The organism is Terriglobales bacterium (assembly GCA_035457425.1).
GTDB lineage: Bacteria > Acidobacteriota > Terriglobia > Terriglobales > Acidobacteriaceae > JACPNR01.
This window is the reverse complement of record DATIBR010000146.1, coordinates 18,734-45,713: the sequence shown is the minus strand read 5'-3', so window position 1 is coordinate 45,713 and position 26,980 is coordinate 18,734. Positions and strand designations below refer to the sequence as shown.

At 66.4% G+C, this 26,980-nt stretch carries 27 protein-coding genes; 7 read left to right on the top strand and 20 right to left on the bottom strand.

What is annotated here, in order from left to right:
- The 3 genes from glyA to rpiB form a co-directional block, all read right to left on the bottom strand.
- On the bottom strand, positions 1 to 1,263 hold a 1,263-nt coding region (gene glyA / locus VLA96_11285; protein HSE49782.1), incomplete at its 3' end, for a serine hydroxymethyltransferase.
- Between the two features lie 138 nt (positions 1,264 to 1,401).
- On the bottom strand, positions 1,402 to 1,668 hold the full coding sequence (locus VLA96_11280; protein HSE49781.1) for a hypothetical protein: 267 nt from the start codon (positions 1,666 to 1,668) through the stop codon (positions 1,402 to 1,404).
- Complete coding sequence (gene rpiB, locus VLA96_11275; protein HSE49780.1) at positions 1,643 to 2,119, bottom strand: ribose 5-phosphate isomerase B; 477 nt, start codon at positions 2,117 to 2,119, stop codon at positions 1,643 to 1,645. Before rpiB ends, VLA96_11280 begins: the two co-directional genes overlap by 26 nt.
- Positions 2,120 to 2,259: 140 nt before the next feature.
- Between rpiB and VLA96_11270 the strand changes: the two genes are divergently transcribed.
- The gene (locus VLA96_11270; protein ID HSE49779.1) at positions 2,260 to 3,072 is read left to right on the top strand and encodes an enoyl-CoA hydratase/isomerase family protein; all 813 of its coding nucleotides are present in this window, start codon (positions 2,260 to 2,262) and stop codon (positions 3,070 to 3,072) included.
- A gap of 225 nt (positions 3,073 to 3,297) precedes the next feature.
- Here the strand turns inward: VLA96_11270 and VLA96_11265 are convergent, their stop codons facing one another.
- The 12 genes from VLA96_11265 to dnaG all read right to left on the bottom strand — a co-directional run bounded on the left by VLA96_11265 (position 3,298) and on the right by dnaG (position 14,619).
- On the bottom strand, positions 3,298 to 3,654 hold the full coding sequence (locus tag VLA96_11265) for a PilZ domain-containing protein (GenBank protein ID HSE49778.1): 357 nt from the start codon (positions 3,652 to 3,654) through the stop codon (positions 3,298 to 3,300).
- Positions 3,655 to 3,809: 155 nt separating this feature from the next.
- Positions 3,810 to 4,358 (bottom strand): hypothetical protein, encoded by a 549-nt coding sequence (locus VLA96_11260; GenBank protein HSE49777.1) that lies wholly within the window; start codon positions 4,356 to 4,358, stop codon positions 3,810 to 3,812.
- Between the two features lie 65 nt (positions 4,359 to 4,423).
- Complete coding sequence (locus tag VLA96_11255) at positions 4,424 to 5,545, bottom strand: hypothetical protein (GenBank protein HSE49776.1); 1,122 nt, start codon at positions 5,543 to 5,545, stop codon at positions 4,424 to 4,426.
- A gap of 139 nt (positions 5,546 to 5,684) precedes the next feature.
- On the bottom strand, positions 5,685 to 6,293 hold the full coding sequence (locus tag VLA96_11250) for a hypothetical protein (protein ID HSE49775.1): 609 nt from the start codon (positions 6,291 to 6,293) through the stop codon (positions 5,685 to 5,687).
- Positions 6,293 to 7,438, bottom strand: a complete 1,146-nt coding sequence (gene alr / locus VLA96_11245) for an alanine racemase (GenBank protein HSE49774.1) — start codon at positions 7,436 to 7,438, stop codon at positions 6,293 to 6,295. Before alr ends, VLA96_11250 begins: the two co-directional genes overlap by 1 nt.
- Positions 7,439 to 7,572: 134 nt before the next feature.
- Positions 7,573 to 8,934, bottom strand: a complete 1,362-nt coding sequence (dnaB, locus tag VLA96_11240; protein HSE49773.1) for a replicative DNA helicase — start codon at positions 8,932 to 8,934, stop codon at positions 7,573 to 7,575.
- A gap of 499 nt (positions 8,935 to 9,433) precedes the next feature.
- Positions 9,434 to 9,751 (bottom strand): hypothetical protein, encoded by a 318-nt coding sequence (locus tag VLA96_11235; GenBank protein ID HSE49772.1) that lies wholly within the window; start codon positions 9,749 to 9,751, stop codon positions 9,434 to 9,436.
- A gap of 70 nt (positions 9,752 to 9,821) precedes the next feature.
- Complete coding sequence (locus VLA96_11230) at positions 9,822 to 9,947, bottom strand: hypothetical protein (GenBank protein ID HSE49771.1); 126 nt, start codon at positions 9,945 to 9,947, stop codon at positions 9,822 to 9,824.
- Positions 9,944 to 10,069 carry a hypothetical protein gene (locus tag VLA96_11225; GenBank protein ID HSE49770.1) on the bottom strand — a complete coding sequence of 42 codons (126 nt, stop codon included), beginning with the start codon at positions 10,067 to 10,069 and terminating at the stop codon, positions 9,944 to 9,946. Before VLA96_11225 ends, VLA96_11230 begins: the two co-directional genes overlap by 4 nt.
- A 277-nt stretch (positions 10,070 to 10,346) precedes the next feature.
- A complete protein-coding gene (rpoD, locus tag VLA96_11220) occupies positions 10,347 to 12,032 on the bottom strand; it encodes an RNA polymerase sigma factor RpoD (protein HSE49769.1) in 1,686 nt (561 codons plus the stop codon).
- Positions 12,033 to 12,280: 248 nt separating this feature from the next.
- Positions 12,281 to 12,796: a hypothetical protein gene (locus VLA96_11215; GenBank protein HSE49768.1), complete on the bottom strand. Its 516-nt coding sequence runs from the start codon at positions 12,794 to 12,796 to the stop codon at positions 12,281 to 12,283.
- The gene (gene dnaG, locus VLA96_11210) at positions 12,793 to 14,619 is read right to left on the bottom strand and encodes a DNA primase (GenBank protein HSE49767.1); all 1,827 of its coding nucleotides are present in this window, start codon (positions 14,617 to 14,619) and stop codon (positions 12,793 to 12,795) included. The genes VLA96_11215 and dnaG overlap by 4 nt, the downstream gene beginning before the upstream one ends.
- 190 nt (positions 14,620 to 14,809) lie before the next feature.
- Here dnaG and VLA96_11205 point away from each other — a divergent pair, with 190 nt between their 5' ends.
- Positions 14,810 to 16,411, top strand: a complete 1,602-nt coding sequence (locus tag VLA96_11205) for a hypothetical protein (protein ID HSE49766.1) — start codon at positions 14,810 to 14,812, stop codon at positions 16,409 to 16,411.
- A 61-nt stretch (positions 16,412 to 16,472) separates the two neighbouring features.
- On the opposite strand, the gene VLA96_11200 is transcribed toward VLA96_11205, so the two are convergent.
- From VLA96_11200 to VLA96_11185, 4 genes are all read right to left on the bottom strand, one after another.
- On the bottom strand, positions 16,473 to 17,867 hold the full coding sequence (locus tag VLA96_11200) for a pitrilysin family protein (protein HSE49765.1): 1,395 nt from the start codon (positions 17,865 to 17,867) through the stop codon (positions 16,473 to 16,475).
- 10 nt (positions 17,868 to 17,877) lie between these two features.
- Positions 17,878 to 19,326 carry a pitrilysin family protein gene (locus VLA96_11195; GenBank protein ID HSE49764.1) on the bottom strand — a complete coding sequence of 483 codons (1,449 nt, stop codon included), beginning with the start codon at positions 19,324 to 19,326 and terminating at the stop codon, positions 17,878 to 17,880.
- A gap of 121 nt (positions 19,327 to 19,447) precedes the next feature.
- Positions 19,448 to 20,101, bottom strand: a complete 654-nt coding sequence (locus VLA96_11190) for a carbonic anhydrase (GenBank protein ID HSE49763.1) — start codon at positions 20,099 to 20,101, stop codon at positions 19,448 to 19,450.
- Between the two features lie 93 nt (positions 20,102 to 20,194).
- The gene (locus VLA96_11185; protein HSE49762.1) at positions 20,195 to 22,666 is read right to left on the bottom strand and encodes an endonuclease MutS2; all 2,472 of its coding nucleotides are present in this window, start codon (positions 22,664 to 22,666) and stop codon (positions 20,195 to 20,197) included.
- A gap of 68 nt (positions 22,667 to 22,734) precedes the next feature.
- Between VLA96_11185 and hemB the strand changes: the two genes are divergently transcribed.
- Genes hemB through VLA96_11170 form a run of 3 tightly spaced genes read left to right on the top strand, consistent with a single transcriptional unit; the run spans position 22,735 to position 24,397 of the window.
- A complete protein-coding gene (gene hemB, locus VLA96_11180; GenBank protein ID HSE49761.1) occupies positions 22,735 to 23,805 on the top strand; it encodes a porphobilinogen synthase in 1,071 nt (356 codons plus the stop codon).
- 18 nt (positions 23,806 to 23,823) lie between these two features.
- Positions 23,824 to 24,006 carry a hypothetical protein gene (locus VLA96_11175; protein ID HSE49760.1) on the top strand — a complete coding sequence of 61 codons (183 nt, stop codon included), beginning with the start codon at positions 23,824 to 23,826 and terminating at the stop codon, positions 24,004 to 24,006.
- Positions 23,960 to 24,397, top strand: coding sequence for a DUF6036 family nucleotidyltransferase (locus VLA96_11170; protein HSE49759.1), 438 nt, complete (start codon positions 23,960 to 23,962; stop codon positions 24,395 to 24,397). The genes VLA96_11175 and VLA96_11170 overlap by 47 nt, the downstream gene beginning before the upstream one ends.
- On the opposite strand, the gene VLA96_11165 is transcribed toward VLA96_11170, so the two are convergent.
- Entirely contained in the window at positions 24,394 to 24,858 is a 465-nt protein-coding gene (locus tag VLA96_11165; GenBank protein HSE49758.1) for a MarR family transcriptional regulator, read from the bottom strand. The two genes, VLA96_11170 and VLA96_11165, sit on opposite strands and share 4 nt — an antisense overlap.
- 49 nt (positions 24,859 to 24,907) lie before the next feature.
- On the opposite strand from VLA96_11165, the gene VLA96_11160 reads away from it, so the two are divergent.
- A complete protein-coding gene (locus tag VLA96_11160; GenBank protein HSE49757.1) occupies positions 24,908 to 25,288 on the top strand; it encodes a VOC family protein in 381 nt (126 codons plus the stop codon).
- Positions 25,289 to 25,471: 183 nt separating this feature from the next.
- Positions 25,472 to 26,908, top strand: a complete 1,437-nt coding sequence (gene lpdA / locus VLA96_11155) for a dihydrolipoyl dehydrogenase (protein HSE49756.1) — start codon at positions 25,472 to 25,474, stop codon at positions 26,906 to 26,908.
- Positions 26,909 to 26,980: the final 72 nt, after the last annotated feature.

Here is a 26,980-nt window from a genome sequence, read left to right as displayed (position 1 = left end):
CTGCTCGCACAGCTCGAGCACCTGCTTGCGGATGCGCGTGAGCGCGGCCGCGTCGGTGCGGTGGTGGAGCGCCTCGGCGATCCAGCGGCCGACCTGCTTCATCTCCGCTTCCTTCATGCCGCGCGTGGTGATCGCCGGCGTCCCGATGCGGATGCCGCTCGGCTTCATCGGCGGATTCACGTCGAACGGGATCGCGTTCTTGTTGACCGTGATGCCGGCCTCGCCCAGCGCCTTCTCGGCTTCGGAGCCGAGCATGCCCTTGGCGAAGACGTCGACCAGCATGAGGTGCGTGTCGGTGCCGCCGGAGATGATGCGGAAGCCTTCGCCGGCGAGCGTCTGCGCCAGCACCTTGGCGTTCGCGACGATCTGGCGCGCGTAGTCCTGGAAGCTCGGCTGCATGGCTTCCTGGAAGCACACCGCCTTGGCCGCGATGATGTGCACCAGCGGCCCGCCCTGGATGCCGGGGAAAACCGTCTTGTCGATCGCAGCGGCGAGGTCGAACGGCTTGTCGCCGCCGCGGTCGATGGTCTTGACGGAGAGGATCATGCCGGCGCGCGGGCCGCGCAGCGTCTTGTGCGTGGTGGTAGTGACGATGTGCGCGTGCGGCACCGGCGAGGGATGCACGCCGCCGGCGACCAGGCCTGCGAAGTGCGCCATGTCGACCATGTAGAGCGCGCCGACCTTGTCGGCGATCTGCCGCATGCGCGCGAAGTCGATGAGGCGCGGATACGCGGAGCCGCCGCCCACGATGAGCTTCGGCTTGTGCTCCTCGGCGAGCTTCTCGAGCGCGTCGTAGTCGATGGTCTCGGTCTCCTTGGTCACGCCGTACGGGATGACCTGGTAGGTCTTGCCGGAGAAGTTCAGGTGATGGCCGTGCGTGAGGTGCCCGCCGTGGGCGAGGTTGAGCCCGAGGATGGCGTCGCCGTTCTGCAGCACGGCGTAATAGGCGCCCATGTTGGCGGTGGAGCCGGAGTGCGGCTGCACGTTGGCGTGCTCGGCGCCGAAGAGCTGCTTGGCGCGGTCGCGCGCCAGGTTCTCCACCACGTCAGTGAACTCGCAGCCGCCGTAGTAGCGCTTGCCGGGATAGCCCTCGGCGTACTTGTTGGTGAAGACCGAGCCGGCGGCCTCGAGCACGGCTTCGGAGACGAAGTTCTCGCTGGCGATCAGCTCCAGGCCTTCGTGCTGGCGGCGCTCTTCGTTGGCAATGGCCTGCGCGATCTCAGGGTCGACGTCGGCGAGCGGTAGCGACATTCTGTTCTTCATAAGAGTCCGTGGTGGTGCGATCAGAAGGTTTCAACGCCGAGGCGCAGAGTGCGCCGAGGTTTTGAGTCTTGATCGTCGGCGGCCTCGACGCCTCGGCGGTGATGAAGGGTCAGTGTAAGCCTCGCCGGCGACGTGGCGCTAGCGGTTCGCCTGGATGAAGGCGGCCCAGGCGCGAGCCACTTTGCCGAGCTTGAGGGTGACGTAGCCGCCGGGCGTTTCGAGCTTCAGGATGTCGCGCAGGACCTGGACGGAGCGGATGTCGGCGAGCGCGAGCTCGTACTGGAAGTAGCCGCGGAAGCGAAGGCGCTCGCGGTCGAGCGTGGCGGCGCCGGAGGAGAACCGGTCGCCGTGGCGGAGCTGCGCCGGCGCGCTGAGGCGGTCAGGCGCGGGATCTTGGGCCGGCATGCGCCTGCATCTCTTCGCGCTCGATCTCGCTGATCTTGTCGACGCGGCGCTGGTGGCGGCCGCCGGCGAAGGGCGTGTGCAGCCACTTGTCGACGATGCTCCAGGCCTTCGATTCGTCGAGGATGCGGGCGCCGATGGCGAGCACGTTGGCGTCGTTGTGCTCGCGCGAGAGCTGCGCCTCCTGCTCGCTGGAGACGTTGGCGGCGCGCACGCCCGGCACCTTGTTGGCGGCGATGGCCATGCCGATGCCGGAGCCGCAGACCAGCAGCCCGAAGTCGGCCTGCTTCCCGGCGACTTTTTCGCCGACCTTGCGCGCGAAGTCGGGATAGTCGACCGACTCGTTGGAGACGGTGCCCTGGTCCTCGACCTGGACGCCCTGCTGCGCGAGGCGCTGCTTGATCTTCTCCTTGAGTTCGTAGCCGGCGTGGTCGGCGCCGATGGCGATCTTCATGGCCACATTCTACCGCGCGGGCCAGATGCCCGCGCGACGGGCGGCGAGAGGCCGGCGCTACGGAGTTGCGGAGGGCGCGGTTTCGACGGATAATCACGCTCCGCGACCCCCAGCAGTGCGCAGAAACATCGAGGTGGCCCATGGCAGTCCCCGCAGTCGAGGTGCAGGAACCAAAGCCGGAAAAGAAGGCGTTCAAGCTCATCCAGTTCGACACGTCCACGTTCATCGCGCGCATCACGCTGAACCATCCGCCGTACAACGTGCTGACGGTGCCGCTGATGACGGAGCTGGCCGAGGCGATCGAGAGCCTGAACGGCCGCGGCGAGATCAAGGCCATCCTGCTGGAGTCGAACCAGAAGACGTTCTCGGCGGGCATCGGCCTGGAGGACTCGAAGGCCGACCGCGTGTTCCAGACGCTGGACGCGTTCAACCGCGTGTTCCAGGCGATCACGGAGATCTCGAAGCCGCTGATCGTGATCGTGAACGGGCCGGCGATCGGGGCGGGCTCGGAGCTGGTGGCGTTCGCCGACATGGTGATCGCGACGCCCAAGGCGAAGTTCGCGCAGCCCGAGGTGAAGCTCGGCATCTTCCCGCCGTTCGCGGCCATCATGCTGCCGCAGCTCATCGGGCCGAAGAAGACGTATGAGCTCATCCTGACGGGCGAGGCGCTGACGGCGGAAGAAGCGCATCAGCTGGGCTTCGTGAACAAGGTGGTGAGCGAAGCCGACCTGCCGAAGACCGTGGCCGACGTGATCGCGAAGATCGGGGAGTTCTCGGCGCCGGTGCTGGAGATGACCAAGAAGGTGATCTCGAGCTCGATGGGCCTGCCGCTGAAGGAAGCGATGAAGAAGTCGCAGGACGTCTACCTGAACCAACTGATGGCGCTCGAGGACGTGCAGGAGGGCCTGCGCGCGGTGCTGGAGAAGCGCAAGCCGGTGTGGAAGAACAAGTGACGGCGTTCTGCGGGCGTGAGCGAAGCGGGAGCCCGCAGCCGTCATCCCGAGCGTAGCGAGGGATCTCGGCCGTGAGATGCTCCGCCCGCCACGGCGGGCTCAGCATGACACTCACGAAACAGTCTCCAAATGGCGAGGCGGCGTGCTCTGCAGCACGCCGCCTCTTTGTACAAGGGAGATCCTTCGGCCAGCGAAGAACCTGTGGATGCCACCCGCATCCGGCGGCTAGCCGCCGCGGCGGGTGATCTCCTGGTAGATCATCTCGACCAGCTTGATCTTGACGGACTCCTTGAGGTCGAGGAACTGGACGCCCATCTTGTTGCCGTTGGCGTGGCGGACGACGGCGCGGGCGTCGATCCACTCGCCGAGCGGCGAGTCCCACTTGAAGCGGACACGCACCTCGACGCCGATGGGTTCGGGAGCGTCGCCGGCAAAGCCGATGCCGCCCTCACTGATGTCGTAGGCATAACCGGCGTGTTCCGGCGACGGGGTCCCGTAGCGCACCATGACCGGGGCGGGAAACCGCGGGAAGGCGCGCTTTTCGGACCAACTCGAGTGGCCTGTTGCGACTGCTGCTGCCATAAGACGCCTCTGCTGCTGGGATTCGCTAGCGCCTACCACCGGCGAACCTAAAGTGCCGGGCAGCATACGCCGGGACCCTGTACCTGGCCATGTCCCATTGGACGCATCACCCCCTGTCCTTCCGGACATGTACTTTAGTAACCAGCAACGGGTTTTCAGCAGCCGGCGAAGTTGCCCTCTTCGAGGGCGAGGCGCCACTGGCCGGCGACGCGCTCGAAGCCGAACTCCAGCAGGTAGCCGGCGCCTTCCGCGGAGAGCTTCGGTCCGTGGAGGCAGACGGAGGCCGAGCCCTGGCTGGGGGTATCGAGATCCACGAGCACGGTGAGGTCGCGCCGGGTGGCGAGCCGGAGCAGCTCGCGGTAGGAGCGGGGCTCGGAGGTGCGCTGGGTGAAGACGCCGCCGGACTGGTCCTGCATCTCTTTTTCCAGGCAGGGAGTGTCGAACCAGCGGCAGTAGAGGCCGGTCCGGGCGGCGAACTGCTTGCGGATCTCGGCGAGCGAGGCGCGCTCGCCGTCCATGTCGACGATGACGCCGCGCGGCGAGAGGTAGGGAGTGACGGCGGCGGGCGAGCCGGACTGCAGCGCGGCGAGCAAGGAGCGCGTGGTGGCCTCGAGCTGGCGCTCGGCGGCCGATCTTTTGCGCGGCGGCGGCGGGGCCTGGGCGGCCGCGACAAGGATCCCGAACAACACGAAGATCAGGGTCAAGAGCCCCGGCCCCCTCGACTGCGCTCGGGGCAGGCTTGGACGGCCGCGGTATCCATGGAGTCGCGTCACCATGCGGTGCGGAGGAAGCTCATCATCTGCCAGCCGTCCATGAACTTGTAGGGCGCCTCGCCGGTGGTGTAGTGGCCGCAGGGCAGCTCGACGATCTTGCAGTCGAGGCCGTGGTCGTGGAAGGCGGCGGCGGCCTGGTGCGAAAACTCGGGCAGGAAGGTCATGTCGTACTTGCCGTAGATCATGAGCGACTTCTTGGGCCAGCGGCGGAACTTGTCGAAGTACACGGCAGGACTGATGGCGAGCCAGGCCTGGCGCAGGCGGTCGAGGTCGGTGATGGATTCCAGGCCGGCCTTGATATGGCGGGTGGACTGGCCGGTCCAGACCACGTCGGCGAAGTGCATGGAGGCGTGATTGAAGACGTTGACGCGCAGGCGCGGGTCGTGCGCGCTGGCGAGGAAGGCGTAGCAGGAACCGAGCGAAGTTCCGACGACGCCGAAGTGGCGGTAACCCTGGGCGGCGAGCCAGTCGAGGCAGGAGCGGACGTCGAGCACCGCCTGGCGCGCGGCGGAGATGGTGCGGCCGACGTTGGCGGAGACGGCGTAGTCGGCGCGCGAGAGCTCGGCGGGCATGCGGACATCGTGGTAGGGCATGCTGAGGCGGAGGGCGGCGATGCCGAGCAGGTTGAAGCCGCGGCAGAGCGTGTTGTGGCTCTCGGCATCGGAGTTCCACTGCGGCATCACGACGACGGCGCGGCGGCCGCGCGCGGGGAACCAGCGCGCATTGGCGAGGTCGTTCGCGGGATGCGGCGTCTTCACCGGCGAGGTGAAGCGCAGGAACTGCCCGGTCTTCCCTTCCGCGTTGAAGGCGGCGTTGCGCTCGTCCTTGTCGATGCCAGTGGCGTAGAGCTTGAGCTCACGGCGCTCGACACGGAAGTCGGTGGGGGTGGCGTAACTGAAGAACTCGTCCGAGTGCGCGACGATCTTGTCGTTCAGCTCGTGGATGAACTGCTCGATGGCGGCGTTGTCGGCGCCGCGACGCGGGGCGCTGCCATTGACGCCGGGAAAGTCATGGATCCACTCGAGACCCCAGTCGAAGGGGCGGACGACACGATTGGTGTCGCGCTCGGTGAGGCGCGTCTCCCAGTCCTCGATCCACTTCTGGTAGCGCTGGCGCATGTCCGTGGGATGGATATCAATATAGTGGCCGTAGGGCTGCAGGTGCAGGCATCTTCAGCGAATGGAGGCAAATGACGATTGACAAATGACAAATGACGATTGAAAGGCAGGCTGCCGGAGCGGGCGGCGTCCTCATTTGTCATTTTTCATTCGTCATTTGTGTTTGCCGGGCGCGCCAGGCGAACCAGGCGGTGACGGCGAGCATGCCGGCGAAGCCGAGGAAGCGCGTGAGGGCGGCGATGCGGGTGTCGTAGGGCAGCAGTCCGAGCTGGTAGAAGATGGCGTGCCAGTCGTGGATGATGCCGCCTTCGCCGCCGCCTTCGGCGGAGATGAGCGGGAGGGATTGCGAGCGCGCATCGGCCATGTAGGTGGCGATGCCGAGGAAGTTCTCGAAGAACATGAAGGAGCAGAAGGCCGTGCCCATGAGCTCGCGCATGCGAACGAAGCTGGCGGCGAGCGCGGCGGGGATGAGCAGTTGCAGGATGGTGCCTCCCCAGAGGTGGAGTGTCTGGCCGAGGTAGCCGAAGAGCGGGTGGCCGGCCTCGTGCGTGACCATGTTGACGGCGTCGAGGAAGAGCGGGTCGCCGTGGGCGCGCCACGCGTAGACCAGGAACCAGAGATAGAAGAGCAGCCACGGGACCATCGCCCAGAGCGGGACGGGCTTCCAGGGCTGGTCGAGGAACCAGAGGCGCTCCTCGCGGAAGTCCTGCCACCGGGAGGTGGCGCGGGCGGGGGCGGGCGCCGGCATTACTCGACGTACCGCCGCGGGACGCGCTTGTTGATGTTGCAGAGGATCTCGTAAGGGATGGTGCCGGCGTGGGAGGCGTGCTCCCAGGCGGTGATCTTGCGGCGGGCGCTGTGGCCGAGGAGGATGACCTCGTCGCCGACGTCGACGCCGGGGATGCCGGTGATGTCGATGAGGGTGATGTCCATGGAGACGTTGCCGACGATGGCGGCGTAGTCGTCGCGGACGATGACGCGGCCGCGGTTGGAGAGGTGGCGGCTGAAGCCATCGGCATACCCGACGGGGAGGGCGGCGATGCGCGCGGGCGACTGCGTCATGTAGGCGCCGTTGTAGCCGATGCGGGTGCGCGCGGGGACCTCGCGGATGGACATGATGCGCGTCTTCCAGGTCAGCACGGGCTTGACCGGCAGCTCGAGCGAAGCGTCGGGCATGCCGGTGACGGCAGAAAGGAACGGCAGGTAGTAGCCGTAGAGCGAGATGCCGGGGCGGACCATGTTCTTCCAGCTGTTGGGGCGCGTGGCGATGGCCGCGCTGTTGGCGATGTGGTAGTAGACGGGCGAGAGGCCGCTCTCGATGACGGTCTGGGCGACGTCTTCGAAGCGCGAGAGCTGCGCGTCGACGTCGGGCGCGTCGATGACCTCCGACGAGGCGAGGTGCGTGAAGAGGCCCTCGGCGACGACGTGCTGCGCGTCCTTCAACATCTGCGCGAAGAGGCCGAGGTCGGCCATGGCGAGACCGAGGCGGGCCATGCCGGTGTCGACCTTGATGTGAACGGGGACGGTGTCGTGCTTGAGGCGCTCGGCGGCGTCTTCGAGCAGCTCGATGTGCCACCACTCCCAGACGGCGGGCGTGAGGTCGTGCTGCACGACGGTGTCTTCCTCGCCGCGCCAGAAGCCGGTCATCAGGAGGATGCGTCCGGTGACGCCTCCCTGGCGAAGCTGGACGCCTTCGTCGGTGGAGGTGACGCCGAACCACATGGCGCCTTCCTGCTCGAGGGCGCGGGCGCATTCGACGGCGCCGTGGCCGTAGGCGTCGGCCTTGACGACGGCGCAGACGGTGGCGCCGGGCGCGACGTAATCCTGGAGGGTGCGGAAGTTGTGCTGCAAGGCGGTGAGCGACACCTCGACCCACGTCGGACGAGTCTTCATTCCCAGGGCGGTAGCGGTCGACATCGGTGACTGGCGGAGACAAACGACGCCGGGAGCGAGTCGCAGAGGGTCAGCGTCGGGTGTGCGGATTATAGCGGAGAAACCGTCGTCGGTCGTTGGTCGTCGGCCGAGCCTCACTCCACTGCCAGGTTCTCGAAGCGGGTGGAGCGCTTGATGAAGGCGAGCTTCACGGTGTCGGTGGGGCCGTTGCGCTGCTTGGCGACGATGATCTCGGCCATGCCCTCGAGCTCGGGATTGTCGCGGTTGTAGACCTCTTCGCGGAAGATGAACATAACGACGTCGGCGTCCTGCTCGATGGAGCCGGACTCGCGGAGGTCGGAGAGCTGCGGGCGGTGGTCGCCGCCACGGCTCTCAGGAGCGCGGCTGAGCTGGGAGAGCGCGACGACGGGGCAGCGCAGCTCCTTGGCGAGGGCTTTCAGGCCGCGGGAGATGGCGGAGACTTCCTGCGTGCGGTTCTCGAAGCGCTTGCCGCCGATGGGGGCGGCGGCCATGAGCTGCAGGTAGTCGACGACGATCATGTCGAGGCGGTTCTGGCCGGCCTTGAGGCGGCGGGCCTTGGCGCGCATCTCGTGCAGGGAGATGCCGGGGGTGTCGTCGATGAAGATGGGGGCGTCGGCGAGGCGGCCGAGGCCGTCGACCAGCTTCTGGTGGTCGTCGCGGCCGAGGAAGCCGGTGCGCAGCTTGTGGGAGTCGACCATGGCCTGCGAGCAGAGCAGGCGGAGCAGCAGGGATTCGCGCGACATCTCCAGCGAGAAGATGCCGACCACCTTGCCGTCGCGCACGGCGGCGTTCTCGGCGATGTTGATGGCGAAGGCGGTCTTGCCCATGGAGGGGCGGGCCGCAATGATGACGAGGTCGGAGGGCTGGAGGCCGCTGGTGAGCTCATCGAGGCGCTCGTAGTGGGTGGCGAGGCCGGTGATGCGCTGGCCACGCTCGTAGAGCTGGTCGATGGAGCCGAAGGATTCCTTGACGATCTCAGGGATGCCGACGAAGCCGCGCTGGACGCGGTCGTCGGCGAGCTGGAAGATGGCGGCCTCGGTGGTGTCGAGGATCTCGTCGGCGGACTCGGCCTGTTCGGTGGCGCGGGCGATGGCGGTGGAGGCGGTGTGGATGAGCGCGCGCAGCATGGCCTTGTCGCGCACGATCTTGACGTAGTGCTCGATGTTGGGGCGACGCGGCAGGCCGTCGGTGAGCGAGGAGATGTAGGCGACGCCGCCGACGGCCTCGACTTCCTTGCGGCGCGCGAGCTCCTCGGCGAGGGTGACGATGTCGATGGGCTTGTTGTGCTCGGTGAGCTCGACCATGCGCGCGTAGATGCGGCGGTGGGAGTCGAGCGCGAAGTCGTCGGCCTTGAGGGTCTCGGCGGCCTGGTTGTAGAGGAAGTTATCGAGCAGGATGGAGCCGAGGATGGAGCGCTCGGCGTCGATGGAGGCGGGGAGCCCGCCGCGGTCCAGGGAGTGATCGGTGGTGGCCATGCTTGGTCGCGAACTTCAGGGATCCTGCAGCGGTGATGGTAGGAGCAAAACGCGTCGTTCTCAAGAGGTATTTGTCTGGAAAACGAAGCGAAACGGTGGAGAAAACACGGGCAAAACCCGAAGTTAACGGAAGTGAGGAAATCGGGGGAGAAACTGTGGAAAACGATGGACGGCCGGCGCCAGCCGCACCGGCCGTCTCGTTCGAATGGATGTCCTGTTCAGTGCGCCGGCGGACCTCCGTAAGCTCCCGCAGCGCTTCTTGTTCTCTCGCTGCCGGCCGGCGCGCGCGCGACCCACGCTAGGTGGTCCGTGCGCCGCTGCCGCCCGACCGCCAGAGCTCAAGACATCGCACTCTGTCAGTGCGCGAGAGATTGCGCCTTCGGCTGGCGAGACTCAAGGGCGAACTAAGGTGGGGGCTGTGGAGAAGCTGTGCGGAATAAGGAAAATTGTGGAAGCGAGAGGAAAAACCGGGCGAAACCGGGTGAGGGGCGCGTGCGGACTAAGCGCCGACGGCTTTGGCGGCGGTGCTGGGCGCGAGCGCACGGGCAACGCGGCGCACGAAATCGCGCGGGCGCTCGGCGGGGATGACCACGACATCGTCGAGGGCGACGGCGCAGAGCCGATGCGACTCGTGCATGAGCACGGCGATGCGCGCCTGGCGGAAGCGGGAACGCAGGTCCTTGACGATGGCGGAGACCGCCTCGGGGCGGCGTTGCAGGCCGACGAGGATGAGGTCGGGCATGGCGGCGCCGACGGCGGCGCCGGCGTCTTCGGGACCGGAGACGGTGGCCACGCGGTAGCCCTGGGCCACGAGCATGACAGCACGGCGAGCGCGTTCGCCCTCGTCTTTTTCTACCAGCAGGATCCGTTGCAGGCCCATGGCGGTCCTAGTTCCTGCCGCGTGCGGGGCGCTTGGCCGGCAGTCCGCGGCCCGAGGCCCAGTCCATGAGGCGCAACAGGGGCGCGATCATGATGCGGTGAAAGATGTTCTCGCGCTTCGCCGCGGGTCTCATCGGCGGTCCTTAGTGGGCGGGGTCGCCACCACGATGGACAGGACTTTGGGTTCCTGCAACGCCTTCCAGACGCAGAATGCGCAGATGAGCGCGGTGATCATGATGAGGATCAGGGCTAGCACGAGAGGCCTCTTTTCTGTTTCCCCGGACGCGGAGGCAAGGGGCGCTTCGGCCGCGGGTCTTACCGGCTAAGGAAGGAGAACTTCAGAGGGGCTGACTTAGCTCAGTCAGTCTGAAAGAGGAGAAGAATGCTCGCTCAAGAAGACGCTATGCCGATAACCCGCAACTGTCAAACGGAAGGCGAAGCCGGCGGCGGTGCGCTCGAATGGAATCAATGGGTTGAGAGTAGAAATAAAGAGCGCCGGCGAGTCGCCGGCGCCCAGCTGCAGAGAAAGAGCGTTATTCGGCCACGCCGTCGAGGAAGGCCTTGAGCTTGCGCGAGCGCGAAGGGTGGCGCAGCTTGCGCAGGGCCTTGGCTTCGATCTGGCGGATGCGCTCGCGGGTGACGGCGAAGGACTGGCCGACCTCTTCGAGCGTGTGCTCGGAGCCGTCTTCCAGGCCGAAGCGCATCTTGACGACCTTCTCCTCGCGCGCGGTGAGCGTGCGCAGCACCTGCGCGGTCTGCTCCTTGAGGTTGACGTTGATGACGGCCTCGGCGGGCGAGACGACGGTGCGGTCCTCGATGAAGTCGCCCAGGTGCGAATCTTCCTCTTCGCCGATGGGGGTCTCGAGCGAGATGGGCTCCTGCGCGATCTTGAGGACCTTGCGCACCTTGGCGACCGGGATGTCCATGCGCTTGGCGATCTCTTCCGAAGTGGGCTCGCGGCCGAGCTCCTGCACCAGCTGGCGCGAGGTGCGGATGAGCTTGTTGATGGTCTCGATCATGTGCACCGGGATGCGGATGGTGCGAGCCTGGTCGGCGATGGCGCGGGTGATGGCCTGGCGGATCCACCAGGTGGCGTAGGTGGAGAACTTGTAGCCGCGGCGGTACTCGAACTTGTCGACCGCCTTCATGAGGCCGATGTTGCCTTCCTGGATGAGGTCGAGGAACTGGAGGCCGCGGTTGGTGTACTTCTTGGCGATGGAGACGACGAGGCGGAGGTTGGCCTCGATGAGCTCGCGCTTGGCCTGCTCGGCGTCCATGTCGCCCTGGATGATCTCGCGCTGCGTGCGCTTGAGGTCCTGGAAGGTGAGGCCGGCGTCGGCCTCGATCTGCTCGAGGTCGGTGCGGTGCTGGCGCTGGGCCTTGCGGTACTCGCGCTTGAGGTCGTCGGAGCGGGTGGCGTCGTACTTCTTCTCCAGGTTATTGATGGCGCGGTCGTGGGCGCGCATGGCGTCCACGGTCTTGAAGATCTTCTCGATCAGCCGCTTGCGTTCGGCGTTGTTGAAGCCGAGGCGGCGGATGATGAGCGACATGGTGACGATCTCGCGGCCGAGCTTCCAGCGGCAGCGGGTGTGCTCGCGCGGCTTCTTCTTCTGCGGGATGTTGGCGAGCTTCTCTTCGAGCTGCTGGACCTTCTTGTAGTGCCGGCCCATCTCCTCGATGCGGTTGACGATCTGCTTGCGGCGCTTCTCGACGACCTCTTCGGTGATCTCTTCTTCGTCGAAGGTGGTGATCTCCTTGACGGAGCGCACGCCCTTCTCGAGGTCCTCACCGAGTCCGAGGATCTCGCGGATGATGATGGGGGAGCGGGAGACGGCCTTGAGGACGCGGATCTGGCCGCGCTCGATGCGCTTGGCGATCTCGACCTCGCCCTCGCGGGTGAGGAGCGGGACGGTGCCCATCTCGCGCAGGTACATGCGGACGGGGTCGTTGGTCTTCTCGAGCGCGCCGGGAGTGAGGTCGAGCTCGACGTCTTCGCCGGCCTCGGCCTCTTCCTTCTCGATGGCGGAGGCGGGCGTCTTCGGCCCTTCGAGGACGTCGATGCCCTGCGTGCCGATGGTGGTGAGCAGGTCTTCGAGGTCTTCGGGCGAATGGACGTCGCCGGGGATCAGGTCGTTCACCTGGTCGTAGGTGAGGTAGCCCTTCTCCTTGCCGGCGTCGATCAGCTTCTTAATGTCGTCGAACTTGTCGTCGAGAGCCAAACAGTCAATTCCTCTTCCGCGCGTCGCGGGCGGACGGGCGTGCGTGTGTGCGGATTAACGGGGATGAGCAGGCGGATGGCACTGGCCCAAACCCCCGTATGTTAGCACAAACGCAGTACTTCCCCAGAGTTCCGAATCGGGTTCTCGCAGGAACTCGCCGCCTTGCGCCGAGCGCTTACTACTTAGATGGTCCGCGAGGCCTTTTCGTTTCAGCTAAATAGCCGGAATCGCGGGGATGCGCCGGGCGCTCACGCATGGTCGCGGACCCAGTCCATCCACTCGCGCTCGAGCTTGGGGTCGACCCAGAGAAAGCGGCAGTTCGTCTGCTGCTGGTCATAGCGAAACACGGTGCGGCGGTCGACGGTGATCTCCGCCGAGGGCTTGTCGGGCATCGTCATCCCGTGCGAGCGCAGCGCTTCGATGTACTGCTCGCAGGAAGCTTTGAACGAGGTCGACATCAGCCGGTCGTTGAAGAACGTGAGCGTGAGTTCGCCGGGGACACCGTAGCTCTCGCGCGGACCGACCAGGGTGAGAAACTCATACTGCAGCCGCGCATCGGCCGCCTCCGAGCGCCCGCGTTTTTCCGTCCAGCCGTCCCTGTCCGCCACGATGCGAAGCCGCGCCTTGACGTCGGCGGCGCGCGCGTAGCTGGAGAATTCCTCCCACAGCCTGGTGGTCTGCGGGGCGGAGGAACAGGCGACGAGGAATGCCCACCCCAGCAGGAATGCCGGTCGCCAACGACGGCACCGCGGTCGAACGATCATAGCGCGGAGAGGTCTTTGTCGATGCGCTGCTTTTCCTGCAGAAGCTGGGCGAGCGCGGCGGCATCGTTCTTGCGCTCGGCGTCGGCGATGCGGGCGCGCACCTGCTGCTGGCGTCGCTCGAGGTGGCGGCGACGCAGCGCTTCGAGCGCGCCGTGGATGAGCTCGTCGGAGAGCGGCTCGTCGTCGCGCATCAACACCTCGGCGAGCAGGTGGCGATCGCTCTCGCTCAGTTCGAGGGCAAGCGGGTCAAGGGTCTCGGGGTCGGCGGCGACGAGCGCGCCGAGCAGCGCCTCGGTCGGCAAGCCGAGATGCAGTTGCTCCTGCGACACGGTGTACTGCGCCTGGTGGCGGAGGCCGGGCAGGGGCTCGAGCTGGTCGGCGGTGACCGCAAGGACGCGGATGAGGATGCGCTCGGCGGGCGTGACCTGCGCCTGCGCGATGGCTTTCACGGTGGTGCCGCGGGTGGCGGCGACGTGGCGGATCTCCTGGCGCAGCACGCTGGAGTCGATGCCGAGTTTTTGCGCGATGTCGGCGGCGAGCTCGTCGCGCACGATGCGGCTGGGCACGTGCTGCAGGTGCTGCAGCAGGAAGTTCACCGCCTGCTGCTTGCCCTGCGCCGTCTTCACGGGGAACTGGGCGCGGGCGCGCTCGATGAGGTAATCGAAGTAGCGGGGCGCGGCCATGAGGGCCTGCTTGTAGGCGTCGACGCCGCGCTTGCGGATGAAGTTGTCGGGGTCGAGGCCGCCTTCGAGCGTGAGCACCTTGATCTGGAAGTCTTCGGCGACGAGCAGCGCGAGCGAGCGCTCGGCGGCGCGCGCGCCGGCCGCGTCGGGATCGAAGTTCACCACGATGTTGCGCGTGTAGCGACCGAGCAGGCGGACCTGCGTCTCGGTGAACGCGGTGCCGGAGCTGGCGATGACGTTGTGCAGCCCGGCGGTGAAGACCGCGATGCAGTCCATCTGGCCCTCGACGATGATGGCGTAGTCGAGCTTCTTGATGGCTTCCTTGGCGCGGTCGAGGTTGTAGAGCACGCGCGACTTGGAGTAGATGGGCGTCTCGGGTGAGTTGAGATATTTCGGTCCGGCTTTTTCGTCGGACGCGAGCGCGCGGCCGGTGAAGGCGATGATCCTGCCCATCTCGTTGGAGATGGGGAAGGTGATGCGCGAGCGGAATTTAGAGTAGAGGGTGGTTGGTCTCTGGTCGGTCGTTGGCTGGCCGGCGGCGTTCGGCCGTCGGTCGTCGGCCGCCACGTCTTTCCAGGAGAACAGCCCAGAGGCCTTCAGCTGTTCTTCGTTGTATTGTCCGCGCAGGCGGTCGCGCAGGAGGAAGCCGGAGTCGGGGGCGAAGCCGAGGCGGAAGGCCAGGATGTCGGCGTCTTTCAGGCCGCGCGCGGAGAGGTACTCGCGCGCCTTGGCGCCCTCGGGCTGGCGCAGGGTCTCTTCGAAGAAGACGCAGGCCTTCTCGTGCATCTCGATGAGGGCGCCGCGGAGCGCCGCTTCCTTCGCTTCGCCCGGGCCGGAGAACTGCTGCTTGGGGAGCGCGATGCCGAGTTTCTGGGCGACCGCGCGCACGGCTTCCGGGAAGCTGACGTTCTCGATCTTCTGGACGAAGCTGAAGACGTCGCCGGAAACGCCGCAGCCGAAGCAGTGGTAGAACTGCTTGGTGGCGTGCACGGAGAAGGACGGGGTCTTCTCCTGGTGGAAGGGGCAGAGGCCGCCGAAGTTCTGCGCGCCCGTCTTCTTCAGCTTGACGTAGTCGCCGACGATGCGGACGATGTCGGCCTGCTGCTTGACGGTGTACGCGAAATCGCCGGGATTCGCCATGCGGAAACCCTTACCGCGGATGAACGCAGATTAACGCGGATCGGGGAATCCTGCATTCTATGGTCGAGCGTTCCGGTCGCCCGCATGTGAACCGTGAGCAAAACCAGGCGGTTATGTGGATAACTGTGGCGCTTCTCTCTTCCGGCCGCGCCGCATACAATCGCAGCCCTCTTTTCTCGCGGAGGGAACCATGCGTCTTCGTTCGATGGCAGTCTGCCTCATCCTTGCTTTGGTCGCACTCGCCGGCGCGCAGGACGAGATGCGCGCGACCTCGGTCGCGGTGTTCAAGAACGGGCTGGGGTTCGTGGTGAAGCAAGGCACGGTGAAGACCGCACAAGGGACGGCGGTGATCGAGCCGGTGCCGGCGGCGACGCTGGGAACGCTCTGGGTCGCACCGGCGCAGGCGGGCATGGCGATCGAAGAGGTGCTCGCGCAGCGCGGCAAGGGCAAGGAGCGCGCGCCGGTGTCGGTGGAGGAGTTCATCCACCTGAACGCCGGCAAGAAGGCGACGATCTCCAGCGGCGGCAAAGAGTGGACGGGCACGATCCTCGGTACGGCGGAAAAGCCGGAAGGCGAGGAAGGCGACGACAACAACGTCTATCCGCGCACGCCTCGCATGGTCCCGACGGCGGTGCTGCTGCAGACCGAGAGCGGCGTGGTCGCGCTGCAGGCCGGCAATATCCAGGCGGTGAGCGTCGGCGGCGCGAAGACGACGGTCGCGGACCAGGGCACGGCGTCGTTGCGGCTGCGGCTGAAGGGCGCGGGCGAAAGCGCGAAGCTGACCATGGGATACCTGGAGAAGGGGCTGGGGTGGAGTCCGGCGTACGTCGTGAGCTTGAAGGACGACAAGACAGCGCAGCTCACGATGCAGGCGGTAGTGATCAACGACGTCGAGGAGTTGAAGAACACGGAGCTGTTCTTCGTGGTCGGGTATCCGAATTTCGCGTTCGCGGAGGTGCCGTCTCCGATGACGCTCCAGCAGACGCTGGCGCAGTACATCGGGGCGTTGAGCCGCGACCGCGGCTCTTACGGTTACGGCGGCGCACTCAGCAACGCCATGCGGCAGGCGGCGATGGCGCCGCCTCCTCCGCCATACGGTGAGTCCGCAGATTACGTCGCGACGGTCAGCGATCTCTCCGGCGCGCCGGAAGAGGACCTGTTCTTGTATCGCCAGCCGAGCGTGACGCTGGCGAAGGGACAGCGCGCGCAGTACAACGTCTTCTCCGCGACGGTGCCGATCGCGCACGTCTACACGTGGGACATCGGTGACACCGCGCGCACCTCCCAGTACGAGCAGCCGAAGCCAGCGACGGAGCCGCAGGTCTGGCACACGCTGCGCATGACGAACTCCTCCGACTTCCCGTGGACGACGGCGCCGGCGATGGTGATCTCGGGCGAGCGGCCGCTGGCGCAGGACATGCTGGCGTACACGCCGAAGGCCGGGCGCGGCGAGCTGAAGATCACGGCGGCGACCGACATCCAGGCAAAAGCGCAGGAGCTCGAGCAGGCGCGGCAGATCAACGCGGCGAAGTGGGCGGGGTCGAGCTACGACGCGGTGACGGTGGACGGCACGCTGACGGTGAAGAACTTCAAGAGCAAGGAAGCGAAGCTCATCATCAAGAAGTCGGTGACCGGCGAAATGCTGAGCGCGAGCGACGAAGGCAAGACGGAGAAGGTGGCCGAGGCGGTGGCGTCGGCGAACCCGAACTCGCGCGTGACGTGGGAGATCCCGCTGAAGGCGGGCGAGGAGCGGAAGATCACGTATCGCTACAAGATCCTGGTGCGGAATTAGGGCGCATGGGCTGGCAAGAGAAAAGGCCGCCGGCGAACCGGCGGCCTGAGTTTTCTTACTGCTACTTTTTCATCGCGGTGGTCTGGTAGGGAGCGACCTGGTCGGAGATCTTCTCCTTATCGCCGACGACGACGATGGTCATCTTGCCCGGATCGAGGTACTTCTGCGCCATGCGCTGCACGTCGGCGCCGGTGACGGCGTTGACCTTCTGCACGAAGGAGCGCAGGTAGTCGTCGCCGACGCCGTGCAGGTCGACGAAGTTCATCTGGTTGATGAGGCCGCCGCGGCTGGAGTTCTGCAGCACGAAGACGCCCGACATATAGCGCTGGATGCGCCCGACCTCGGCGGCGTCGGGCGACGCGTTCCGGATGCCGTCGATCTCGGCGAAGATCTCCTTCATCGAGGGTCCGGTGACCGCGGTGGTGACGTCGGCGCGCTCCAGCCAGTAGGCGTCGCGATACCGCGACGAGAGTTGCGCGCTCGGCGAGTAGGTGTACCCCTTGTTCTCGCGGATGTTCTGCGTGATGCGCGAGATGAAGGAGCCGCCGAGCATGGTGTGCGTGACGAGAAGCGGGACATAGTCCGGGCTCGACGGGTCGATGGTCGGGAGTCCGATGAAGAGCGTGGACTGTACCGACTTGGGGCGGTCGACGAGCTCGAATCCGCGTACGGCATTGGTCTTCGGGATGTTGATCAGCGGCTCCGGCCCCTGCTTCCAGCCGGAGAAGCCCTTGGTGAGGGCGGCCTTGACGGCGGCGGGATCGAACTTGCCGGCCACGTAGACGCGGGTGCGCTGCGCGCCGAAGTTCTGGTCGTAGAACTTCTGCACGTCGGCGAGGGTGTAGCCCTTGATCATCTCCTCGGTCGAGAAGACGCGGCCATAGGGATGGTCGCCGTAGAGCACTTTGCGGAAGCGCTCGGTGGCGAGGTTCCCGGGCTGCGTCTTGCCGATCGCGAGGCGGCGGAGCTGATCATTCTTGAGGCGCGCCAGCTCACTCTCCGGCAGGCGCGGCTCGGTCGCGACCTCGGCGAGCAGGGCCGCGGCTTCGGCGGCATGGCTGGCGAGGACGTCGGCGGTGATCAGCGTCTGGTCGTTGGTGACGTTGATGGAGAGCTCGCCGCCCATGCGGGCGAAGGCGGCGTCCACCTGCTCGGCGGTCTTGGACTTCGTGCCCTCGCGCATGAGCTGGCCGGTGATGTCCGACAGCCAGACCTGGTTGGGGGCTTCGTTGAGGCCGCCCGCGCGGACGGCGACCGTGATCTGGACTTTCGGGATCGAGCCGTACTCGACCAGGTTGCCGACCAAGCCGTTGGGCAGGGTGAACTGCTGGCGCGGCGGGACCTTGAAGGGTTTGGCCGGGCCGGGCAGCGGCGGCGAGGACTTCTCCGCCAGCATGGGCAGGGCGAGGAGCATGAGCGCGAGCGCGAGGAGCAGTGTTTTGGTTGTCGTTTTCATGTTCGCCTCCCTACAGTCCGGCCTTGGCCGGAGCCGGAGCGTCTTTCTTGGGCTCGCGGATCACGACCGTGCGGTTGGTGGAGCGCAGGTACTCCTGCGCGGTCTTCTGAACGAGCTGCGGAGTGACCTTGGCCAGCTCGGCATCGAGCTGGTTGATGCGCGCCGGGTTGTCGTCGAACAGGGCGAGCGAGGCGAGCATGTCGGCGCGCCCGAAGCCGTTGAGCTGTCCGAGGTCGTCGTAGAGCCCGGAGAGCAGCTTGGTGCGCGCGAGTTCGAGCGTGGCCTTGTCCACCGGCTTCGACTGCAGGTCGCTGATGACGGAATCGATGGACGCCAGGATCTGCTCCGGCGCGACGCTCTGGTCGTAGAAGAGGTATGCCATCCAGTTCATGGGCCCGTTGTAGTTGAACTGATTGCCGAGCAGGTTCATGCCGCCCGACACGGCTGAGGAATACCCCTGCTTCTTCACCAGCTCCTTGCGCAGGAGCGAATCGTTGCCCTGCACCAGGATCTGGTCGAGCAACACCATCGCGTAGTACTCGGGCGTGTTGCGCTCGGGCACGTGGTAGCCGACGGCCAGCGCCGGGCGCTTGGCGATGGCGTCTTCGATGACCTTCTTCTTCTCGGCGGTCTGCTTGGGCTCGGTGAGGTCGGCCTTGGCGGGCTGCGGCGCCGCCGGGATCTTGGCGAAATACTTCTCGATCCAGGCCCTGGTCTGCTTGGCGTCGAAGTCGCCGACGACGACCAGCGCGGCGTTGTTGGGCGCGTAGAAGGTCTTGTAGAAGGAGCGCGCGTCGTCGAGCGACGCGGCTTCCAAGTCCGAGAGCTCGCCGTAGAAGTTATGCGAGTTGTACCAGTTGGTGTTGGCGGCCATCGGCATGTCGATCCACGGGAACCCGCCGTAGGGCTGGTTGAGCACGTTGACCTTCACTTCGTTGGCGACGACGCCCTGCTGGTTCTTGAGGTGCTTCTCGTCGAGATCGAGGGCGCGCATGCGGTCGGCTTCGAGCCAGAGCATGGTCTCGAGCACGTTGGCGGGCACGACCTCGAAGTAGTTGGTGAAGTCGAAGCGGGTGGAGCCATTGTTCACGCCGCCGTTGCCGAGGATGAGCTTGTCGAAGGTGCCCTTGGGCGCGTTCTCGGAGCCTTCGAACATCAGGTGCTCGAACAGGTGCGCGAAGCCGGTGCGATCCTTGGGCTCGATGCGGAAGCCGATGTTGTAGTAGACCGCGATGACGGCGGTGGGCGCGGTGTGGTCTTCGGAAAGCACGACGCGAAGACCGTTGGGAAGCTTGTAATACTCGACCGGGACGTGGAAGCCGGCGTTCATGGCTCCCTTGCCGGCCGCGGCTTTGGCTGGAGCGCCGCCCTTCTTCGCGCCGGCCGCCGTCTGCGCGGACGCAGAGAGGGCGAGGCCGAGCACGGAAAGGACAAGCGCCGCACGTGCGAGTGCGCGCATAGTTCCTCCGCGGAGTTGCCGCCTGGATAGCTCAGGCAGGAGATTTGGAGAAAAGAAGAACCCGGGGATTATAGACGCGCGTCTGCCGCGGCCGTTAGCGATGGTTCTGCGTTAATCTCGGCTACTTCAGGCGCTCGACCTTGCCGGTGTCGAGCGAGTAGTAGGCCTCGACGATGGCCAGCTTGCCGGCGTCGAAGTGTTGCTTCAGGAGCGGGCTCCTGGCCAGCAGGTCCTGCGCGGTGACGTGGACGTGGTCCCTAGTCGCGGACTCGATGTCCTTGCCCTTGACCTTCGAGCACGATGGCTTGATGGGCTCGACGACGGCGGCGAGGCCCGCGGTGGGCATCTTCCCGCCGGAGCAGGCGGCCTTCACGGCGCCGCAGCTCTGGTGGCCCATGACCACGATCATGGTGCTGCCGAGGTGCTCGACGGAATACTCCAGGCTGCCGATCCCCACAGGGTCAGCGCTGTTGCCGGCTACGCGCACGACGAAGAGCTGTCCGAGGCTCTTGTCGAAGAGCAGCTCGGGGCCGACGCGGCTGTCGGCACAGGCGAGCACCGCGACCGGCGGCGCCTGGCCGTGGGCCAGCTTCTCGCGATGCGCCGCGAGGTCGTCGTCGACGGTCAGCTTGCCGGCGACGAAGCGGGCGTTGCCGTCGGCGAGGTCGGCCCAGAGCTTGTCGGCGGACGGCGGGGCGGCCGCGGACTTGGGCTTGTCGGCGGCGAAGAGGAAGAGCGAACAGCAGAGAGCGAGGCCCAGGACGCGACGTGCCATGTTTCCTCCTGGAATCAGGGCCGAGAATCTACCACAGAGACACAGAGCTTTTGGATCGGTTTCCTCTGTGTCTCTGTGTCTCTGTGGTGGACGTTAGGTTCGCAGCTCCACCACTGTCGCGCCGGCGCCGCCTTCGTTCTGCGGCGGCTCCGAGATCTGCGCGACGTGCGGGTGCGTCTTCAGGTAGTGGCGCAGCGCCTTGCGGAGGATGCCCATGCCGCTGCCATGCACGATGCGCACGCGCGTGAGCCCGGCGAGGAAGGCGGAGTCCACGTACTTCTCCACGCGCTGCGTGGCTTCGTCGACCGTCTGGCCGATGACGTTGAGCTCGGAAGGGACGCTCGCGTCGGAGGCGGTGTGCACGGAGATGCCGCGGGCCCGCGCCGCCTGCACCGGCGAAGCGGAGGCGCGCACCACGATCTCGGCGACGTCGGAGCGCGGCACGCGCATCTTCATGTTGCCCATCTCGACCTCGAAGGTGTTGCTGTCGAGCATGCGCTTGACCACGGCGTTGCGGCCGAACGACTTGAGCTTCACGGTGTCGCCCTCTTCGACGTGCTTGACCTCGGCGGGACGCGCGTGGACGTCGCCGCGGTCGGCGCCGGTGTGATGCGCGACCACCGTCTGGTCGAACTGTTCCTTGAACTCGCGGCGCAGCTTGGCGATGCGGCGCTCGGCTTCCTTGGAGAGCTTCTGCGCCGCGGCCCGGTCCTGGACCTCCCGCACGGTCTCGCGCGCGCGGTACTCGAAATCTTTCAGGACGTCGTCGAGCTTCTTCTCCATCGCACGCACCAGCTTCTGCTGCTCCTGCTTGCCCTCGGCGGCAAGGCGCGACTTCTCGCGCGCGACCTCCTGCTCCTGCTTGCGGATGCGCGCGCGCTCGTCGGAGACCTGGCGAAGCTCGGCGTGAAGCTGGTCGAGGAACTTGGCGATGTCCTGCGACTGCTGTTCGACGCGGCCGCGCGCCTGCTCGATGATCTTCGGATTGAGGCCGAGGCGCTGCGCGATGTTGATGCCGGCCGAGGCGCCGGGTACGCCGACGCGCAGCTCGTACGTGGGCTGGAGCGTGTGCTCGTCGAAGCCGACGGCGGCGTTGAGCACGCCTTCGGCGTTGGCGGCGTAGACCTTGAGCGCGGTGTGGTGCGTGGAGATGATGGAGACGCAGCCGAGCTCGCGGAAGTGGCTGGCGATGGCGACGGCGAGCGCCGCGCCTTCGTTGGGGTCGGTGGCGGAGCCGAGCTCGTCGAGCAGGACGAGCGAGCGAGCGGTCGCGGTCTTCGAGATGAAGTCGATGTTGGTGACGTGCGCGGAGAAGGTAGAGAGATTCATCTCGATGGACTGGTAGTCGCCGATGTCGGCGAGCGCGGCGTCGAAGACAGGCAGCTCGGCGCGGGCAGCGGGCACCGGGATGCCGGACTGCGCCATCAGCGCGAGCAGGCCGAGAGTCTTGAGCGCGACCGTCTTGCCGCCGGTGTTGGGGCCGCTGATGATGAGCTGGCGGTGGCCGGCGAGGTCGAGCGTGAGCGGGATGACGGCGGCGCCCTTGCCGCGCAGGTTGCGCTCGAGCAAGGGATGACGGGCGTTCTCGAGCAGGAGCGCGGGCGAGGCCGCCCGCGCTACAGCCGGCGAGCCGCCGGCGCTACTCATGTTGGGCGCGACGCAGTCGTAGTCGTCGGCGAATCTCGCCTTGGCGAATTGGAGCTCGAGTTCCGCGAGCGTCTCGACGGCGGCGCGGACTTCGGCGGCGCGCTCGCCGATGCGCCGCGTCATCTCGCGCAGGATGCGGTGGACCTCGGCGAGCTCTTCGTCGATCAGGCGGACCAGTTCGTTGTTCTGCTCGATGGTCTCGAGCGGCTCGATGTAGACGGTCAGCCCGGTGGAGCTGGCGCCGTGGACCACGCCCTGCACCTTGCGCTTCTGCTCGGTCTTCACCGGGATGACGAAGCGCTCGCCGCGGATGGTGACGAGCTCGTCCTGCACCGAGCCGTCCTCGGCGAGGCGGCGCAGGTAGCCCTGGAGCGTCTGCTGGATGGCGCGCTTCTGCTTCTCGATCTCCTTGCGGATGCGCGCCAGCTCGGGCGAGGCGCGGTCGTCGAGCGTGCCGTCGGGGAGGATCTTGCCGTGGAAGAACTTGAGCAGCTCGCCGAAGTCGGCGATGGCGCGCGAGAGCTCGGCGACGGCGTGAAAGCCTGCGCGCAGCTCGGCGGGCGGATGCTGCACGACCTCGCGCCACTGCTGCGCGCGGTCGAGCACGGCGACCACGTCGCGCAGCTCGGTGGCTTCGAGCGCGGTGCCCTCGATGCGAGCCTTGTCGATGAGCTTGCCCGGGTCTTCCAGGCCGGCGAATTCGAAGCGGCCGCCGGCGCGGCGGTAGTCGCGGATCTCCTGCGTGAGCGCCTGCTGACGCCGGATCCATTCCGCGCCGGAGACGGGAGCGAGCGCCGCGATGCGGGCGCGGCCGAGGGGCGACTGCGCGTACCCGCGGAGCAGGTCCAGCAGCGCGTCGAATTCGAGCGCGCGGGCGCTGGTGTGCTGGAGCAAGGCCGGTGGCGGGGGCGCGGGCATCCGCTAATGGTATCGCACGCGAGTTTCGCGGCGGCGGGCCCGCCGGGAGTACTAGAATAAGGAGAGCCATGGCCTTCCCCACTACACGCATGCGGCGCCTGCGGCGCACCGAGGCGATGCGGAACCTCGTCCGCGAAACGCGCCTCACTCCGGACGACTTCATCTATCCGCTGTTCGTCGTGCCCGGCGAGGGCGTGCGCAAGGAAGTCGGGTCGATGCCCGGGGTGTTCAACCTGTCGGTGGACCAGGCGGTGAAGGAAGCCGCCGAGGCGAAGTCGCTGGGCGTGCCGGCGGTGATCCTGTTCGGCCTGCCGGAGAAGAAGGACGAGGTCGCGACCGGGGCGTGGGCGGAAGATGGCATCGTGCAGCGCGCGACCCGCGCCATCAAGCGCGAAGCGAAAGACGTGATCGTGGTGGGCGACGTGTGCCTGTGCGAGTACATGAGCCACGGGCACTGCGGCATCGTGCAGAAGTCCGGCGGGAGCGCGCCGCGCTCGGTCGGAGCGATGGCGGTGAAAGAAGCCGAGCTGCCGGCGGCGATGGACAAGGTCGCCGCGGCGGCCGCGGCGGAGTACGAGATCGTGAACGACGCGACGCTGGAGATCCTGGCGAAGACCGCGGTCTCGCAAGCGCGGGCGGGCATGGACATCATCGCGCCGTCCGACATGATGGACGGGCGCGTCGCGGCCATCCGCAAGGCGCTCGACGCGAGCGGCTTCGAGAACACCCCCATCCTTTCGTATGCGGCGAAGTTCGCGTCGGCGTTCTACGGGCCGTTCCGCGAGGCGGCGGATTCGGCGCCCGCGTTCGGCGACCGGCGCTCCTACCAGATGGACGGCGCGAACCTGCGCGAGGCGATGCGCGAGATCGAGCTCGACCTGGAAGAAGGCGCGGACATGATCATGGTGAAGCCCGCGATGGCGTACCTCGACGTGATCGCGGAGGCGCGGCGGCGGTTCGACGTGCCGCTCGCGGCCTACCAGGTGTCGGGCGAGTACGCGATGATCCAGGCGGCGGCGCGCAACAACTGGATCGACGGCAAGCGCGTGATGATGGAGTCGCTCACCTCGATCAAGCGCGCGGGCGCGAACCTCATCCTGACCTACTTCGCGAAGGACGCGGCGCGGGTGCTCGGGTAGATCATGAACACTCTTCTAATGGGCGACGAGTCGCTGGAAGAAAAAGCGCGGTGGTTCAAATCCCTGCCGCTGGCCGAGCGCATGCATGTATTCAACGAGTTCACTGAGTTCCTGATTTCGGTCAATCCGGGCCTGCTCCAGACGAAAGCCAACGATGCTGCAACGGCTGAAGCCGGTATTCGAATCGTTTCAACGAAATAACGTCCGCTATCTCGTCTTCGGCGGCATCGCTGTGGCGCTGCACGGCGTTCCCCGCGCCACCTTCGACCTCGACATCCTCATCGAGGCCAATGTCGCCAATGCTAGGCAGCTTCTCGACTCGCTCCAGCAGCTCGGCTTTGGCACCGCAGCCGAAATCACGCCAGAAGAGCTGGTGGCGACACAGATCACCCGTCTCAAGGACCGCATTCCCATCGACGTCATGACGACAGCACCGGGAATCCAGTTCGCGGATGCATGGGAGCGCCGCGAGGTGATGGAGTTTGAAGGACAGAAATTCTTCGTCGTCTCTCGTTCCGATCTGATTGCTGCGAAGCGTGCTGCGGGCAGGACGCGGGACCTGGAGGACCTCCGGGCTCTCGAGGCCGACTAGCCCCTTCGTATCTCCAGCTTCGGCAGCAGCAGGTGAAGCAGCTCGGCGGTCTGGGCGAGCTGCTTTTGTTCTTCCGGGGCGAGCGCGCGCAGGCCCGAGGCGAGCAGGGCGACGCGGCGGCGGCGGCCTTCCCAGAGCAGCGACTTCCCTTCCTCCGTCGGCGTGAGGACGATGCGGCGCGCGTCGTCGCCGGCGGTCGCGCGGCGGACGAGCTTGGCGCGCTCGAGGCCGCGGACCACGCGGCTCATCGTGGCCGGGCGGACTTGCTCGGCGCGCGCCAGCTCCTTGAGCGACATCGGGCCGCCGAAGACGAGCACGGAGAGCGCCGAGGCCTGAGCCGGGCCGATCCCCATCGCGGCGTCCTGCAGGCGGAGCCGGCGCAGCAGGCGGATGGCGGCGGAGTGCAGCCGGTCGGCGACGGCCTCGACCCCGCGAAATTTCCCTGTCGCAGGCCTTGACATTAGTTAGCTATGCTAACTAATATTCTCCCCGTCAGCAAGGAGATTCGTCATGGCAGAGCAATTCGGGCTCGGGCAGATCGGGCAGATCGCCATCGTGACCAGGAACACCGCGGCGATGACCGAGTTCTACCGCGACAAGCTGGGGATGAAGTTTCTGTTCACCGCCGGGAACATGGCGTTCCTGATGTGCGGCGACGTGCGCATCATGCTCTCGCCGCCGGAGAAGCCGGAGCACGATCACCCGGCGTCCATCCTCTACTTCAAGGTGCCGAACATCCAAGTGGCGCACCAGGCGCTGGTCGCGCGCGGCGTGAAGTTCGAGGACCAGCCGCACCTCATCGCCAAGCTTCCCGACCACGACCTGTGGATGTGTTTCTTCCGCGACCCGGAGAACAACATCTTCGGGCTGATGTGCGAGGTGCGCAGCTAGCAGCCCTTCGTAAAGGGCCTTTGTGCTTCCTTTGTGTCCTTCGTGTGACGCTTCTTGGTCCCGCCGGCAAAAAGCAGCACACCAAGGTCACAAAGGTTTCACGAAGGGCCTCACGAAACGTTCCCCATCATCTAGAATCTTTTGTTTGTCCCTGACATCCGAAGGTAAGAGGGAGCGCGCACTGTGGCTGAGACGATCTACGACGTCGCCATCATCGGGAGCGGGCCGGCGGGCTACACCGCGGCGATCCGCGCCGGGCAGCTGGGCCTGAAGACCTGCCTGATCGAGAAAGACGACAAGCTGGGCGGCACCTGCCTGCACGTCGGCTGCATCCCGACCAAGGCGCTGCTGTTCAACGCCGAGATCTACGACCACCTGAAGGCGGCGAAGGATTTCGGGATCACGATCACGGGCGAGCCGAAGATCGACTGGAAGGCGGTGCTCGACCGCAAGAACAAGATCGTGACGAAGCACGCCAAGGGCCTCGAGTTCCTGATGCGCAAGAACAAGGTCACCACAGTCGAAGGCTGGGGCAAGCTGACCGGTCCGCAGAAGAACGGCGTGCTCGATATCGAGGTCTACACCGCGGGCGGCGGCGGCGCGGGCGGCGAGACCAACCACATCAAGGCGAAGAACGTGATCCTGGCGACCGGCTCGGAAGCCAAGATGCTCCCGGGGATGGAAGCCGATTCGCGGGTGCTGACCAACATCGAGATCCTCGACCTGCCGGCCATCCCGAAGACGCTGGCGGTGATCGGCTCGGGCGCGGTCGGCGTGGAGTTCGCCAGCATCTTCAAGTCGTTCGGCACCGACGTCACGGTGCTGGAAGCGCTGCCGCGGCTGGTGCCGGTGGAGGACGAAGACGTCTCGAAGGAGCTGCTGCGGAACTTCAAGAAGCGCGGCATCGCCTGCCAGCTCGGCGTGAAGGTGGAGAAGGTCGAGAAGAGCAAGGACGGAGTGTCGATCAGCTTCACCGACGACCAGGGCAAGAAGCAGAAGCTCGACGCGGAGAAGGTGCTGGTCGCGGTGGGGCGCGCGCCGCGCACCGACAACGTCGGGCTAGAGAAGACGAAGATCAAGCCCGACCGCGGCTTCCTCAAGACCAATGAGTGGATGCAGACGGAGGAGCCGGGCGTCTACGCGGTGGGCGACATCGTGGCGGGGCTGCCGCAACTGGCGCACGCGGGCGCGATGGAGGGAATCGTCGCGGTGTCGAAGATCGCCGGCAAGCCGGCGGACCCGGTGAAGCGCGAGCTCATCCCGGGCGCGACGTATTGCGAGCCGCAGATCGGGAGCGTCGGGCTGACCGAGGCGAAGGCCAAGGAAGGCGGCCGCAAGATCAAGGTGGGCAAGTTCCCGTTCACGGCGAACTCGAAAGCGAGCATCATCGGCGCGCACGAAGGGTTCATCAAGATCGTGGCCGACGAGCAGTACGGCGAGATCCTGGGCGTGCACATCATCGGGCCGGACGCGACCGAGATGATCTCGGAGGCGGTGGCGGTGATGAAGCTTGAGGGCACGGTCGACGACCTGATGTACACCATCCACGCGCATCCGACGCTGTACGAGGCGATGGGCGACGCGTTCGCCAGCGTGTACGGGATGGCCATCAACGCGTAGTTCTTTTCAGCCACGGATTGCCACGGATCGCACGGATTAAATCCTGATTGATCCGTGTTCATCCGTGGCCAT

Bases quoted from the DNA above. Each gene is read 5' to 3' on its own strand.
- VLA96_11280 (HSE49781.1), bottom strand. From the start codon at position 1,668: ATGCCGGCCCAAGATCCCGCGCCTGACCGCCTCAGCGCGCCGGCGCAG.
- rpiB (HSE49780.1), bottom strand. From the start codon at position 2,119: ATGAAGATCGCCATCGGCGCCGACCACGCCGGCTACGAACTCAAGGAG.
- VLA96_11270 (HSE49779.1), top strand. From the start codon at position 2,260: ATGGCAGTCCCCGCAGTCGAGGTGCAGGAACCAAAGCCGGAAAAGAAG.
- VLA96_11265 (HSE49778.1), bottom strand. From the start codon at position 3,654: ATGGCAGCAGCAGTCGCAACAGGCCACTCGAGTTGGTCCGAAAAGCGC.
- VLA96_11255 (HSE49776.1), bottom strand. From the start codon at position 5,545: ATGCGCCAGCGCTACCAGAAGTGGATCGAGGACTGGGAGACGCGCCTC.
- VLA96_11250 (HSE49775.1), bottom strand. From the start codon at position 6,293: ATGCCGGCGCCCGCCCCCGCCCGCGCCACCTCCCGGTGGCAGGACTTC.
- alr (HSE49774.1), bottom strand. From the start codon at position 7,438: ATGAAGACTCGTCCGACGTGGGTCGAGGTGTCGCTCACCGCCTTGCAG.
- dnaB (HSE49773.1), bottom strand. From the start codon at position 8,934: ATGGCCACCACCGATCACTCCCTGGACCGCGGCGGGCTCCCCGCCTCC.
- VLA96_11235 (HSE49772.1), bottom strand. From the start codon at position 9,751: ATGCTCGTGGCCCAGGGCTACCGCGTGGCCACCGTCTCCGGTCCCGAA.
- VLA96_11230 (HSE49771.1), bottom strand. From the start codon at position 9,947: ATGAGACCCGCGGCGAAGCGCGAGAACATCTTTCACCGCATCATGATC.
- VLA96_11215 (HSE49768.1), bottom strand. From the start codon at position 12,796: ATGATCGTTCGACCGCGGTGCCGTCGTTGGCGACCGGCATTCCTGCTG.
- dnaG (HSE49767.1), bottom strand. From the start codon at position 14,619: ATGGCGAATCCCGGCGATTTCGCGTACACCGTCAAGCAGCAGGCCGAC.
- VLA96_11205 (HSE49766.1), top strand. From the start codon at position 14,810: ATGCGTCTTCGTTCGATGGCAGTCTGCCTCATCCTTGCTTTGGTCGCA.
- VLA96_11200 (HSE49765.1), bottom strand. From the start codon at position 17,867: ATGAAAACGACAACCAAAACACTGCTCCTCGCGCTCGCGCTCATGCTC.
- VLA96_11195 (HSE49764.1), bottom strand. From the start codon at position 19,326: ATGCGCGCACTCGCACGTGCGGCGCTTGTCCTTTCCGTGCTCGGCCTC.
- VLA96_11190 (HSE49763.1), bottom strand. From the start codon at position 20,101: ATGGCACGTCGCGTCCTGGGCCTCGCTCTCTGCTGTTCGCTCTTCCTC.
- VLA96_11185 (HSE49762.1), bottom strand. From the start codon at position 22,666: ATGCCCGCGCCCCCGCCACCGGCCTTGCTCCAGCACACCAGCGCCCGC.
- hemB (HSE49761.1), top strand. From the start codon at position 22,735: ATGGCCTTCCCCACTACACGCATGCGGCGCCTGCGGCGCACCGAGGCG.
- VLA96_11175 (HSE49760.1), top strand. From the start codon at position 23,824: ATGGGCGACGAGTCGCTGGAAGAAAAAGCGCGGTGGTTCAAATCCCTG.
- VLA96_11170 (HSE49759.1), top strand. From the start codon at position 23,960: ATGCTGCAACGGCTGAAGCCGGTATTCGAATCGTTTCAACGAAATAAC.
- VLA96_11165 (HSE49758.1), bottom strand. From the start codon at position 24,858: ATGTCAAGGCCTGCGACAGGGAAATTTCGCGGGGTCGAGGCCGTCGCC.
- VLA96_11160 (HSE49757.1), top strand. From the start codon at position 24,908: ATGGCAGAGCAATTCGGGCTCGGGCAGATCGGGCAGATCGCCATCGTG.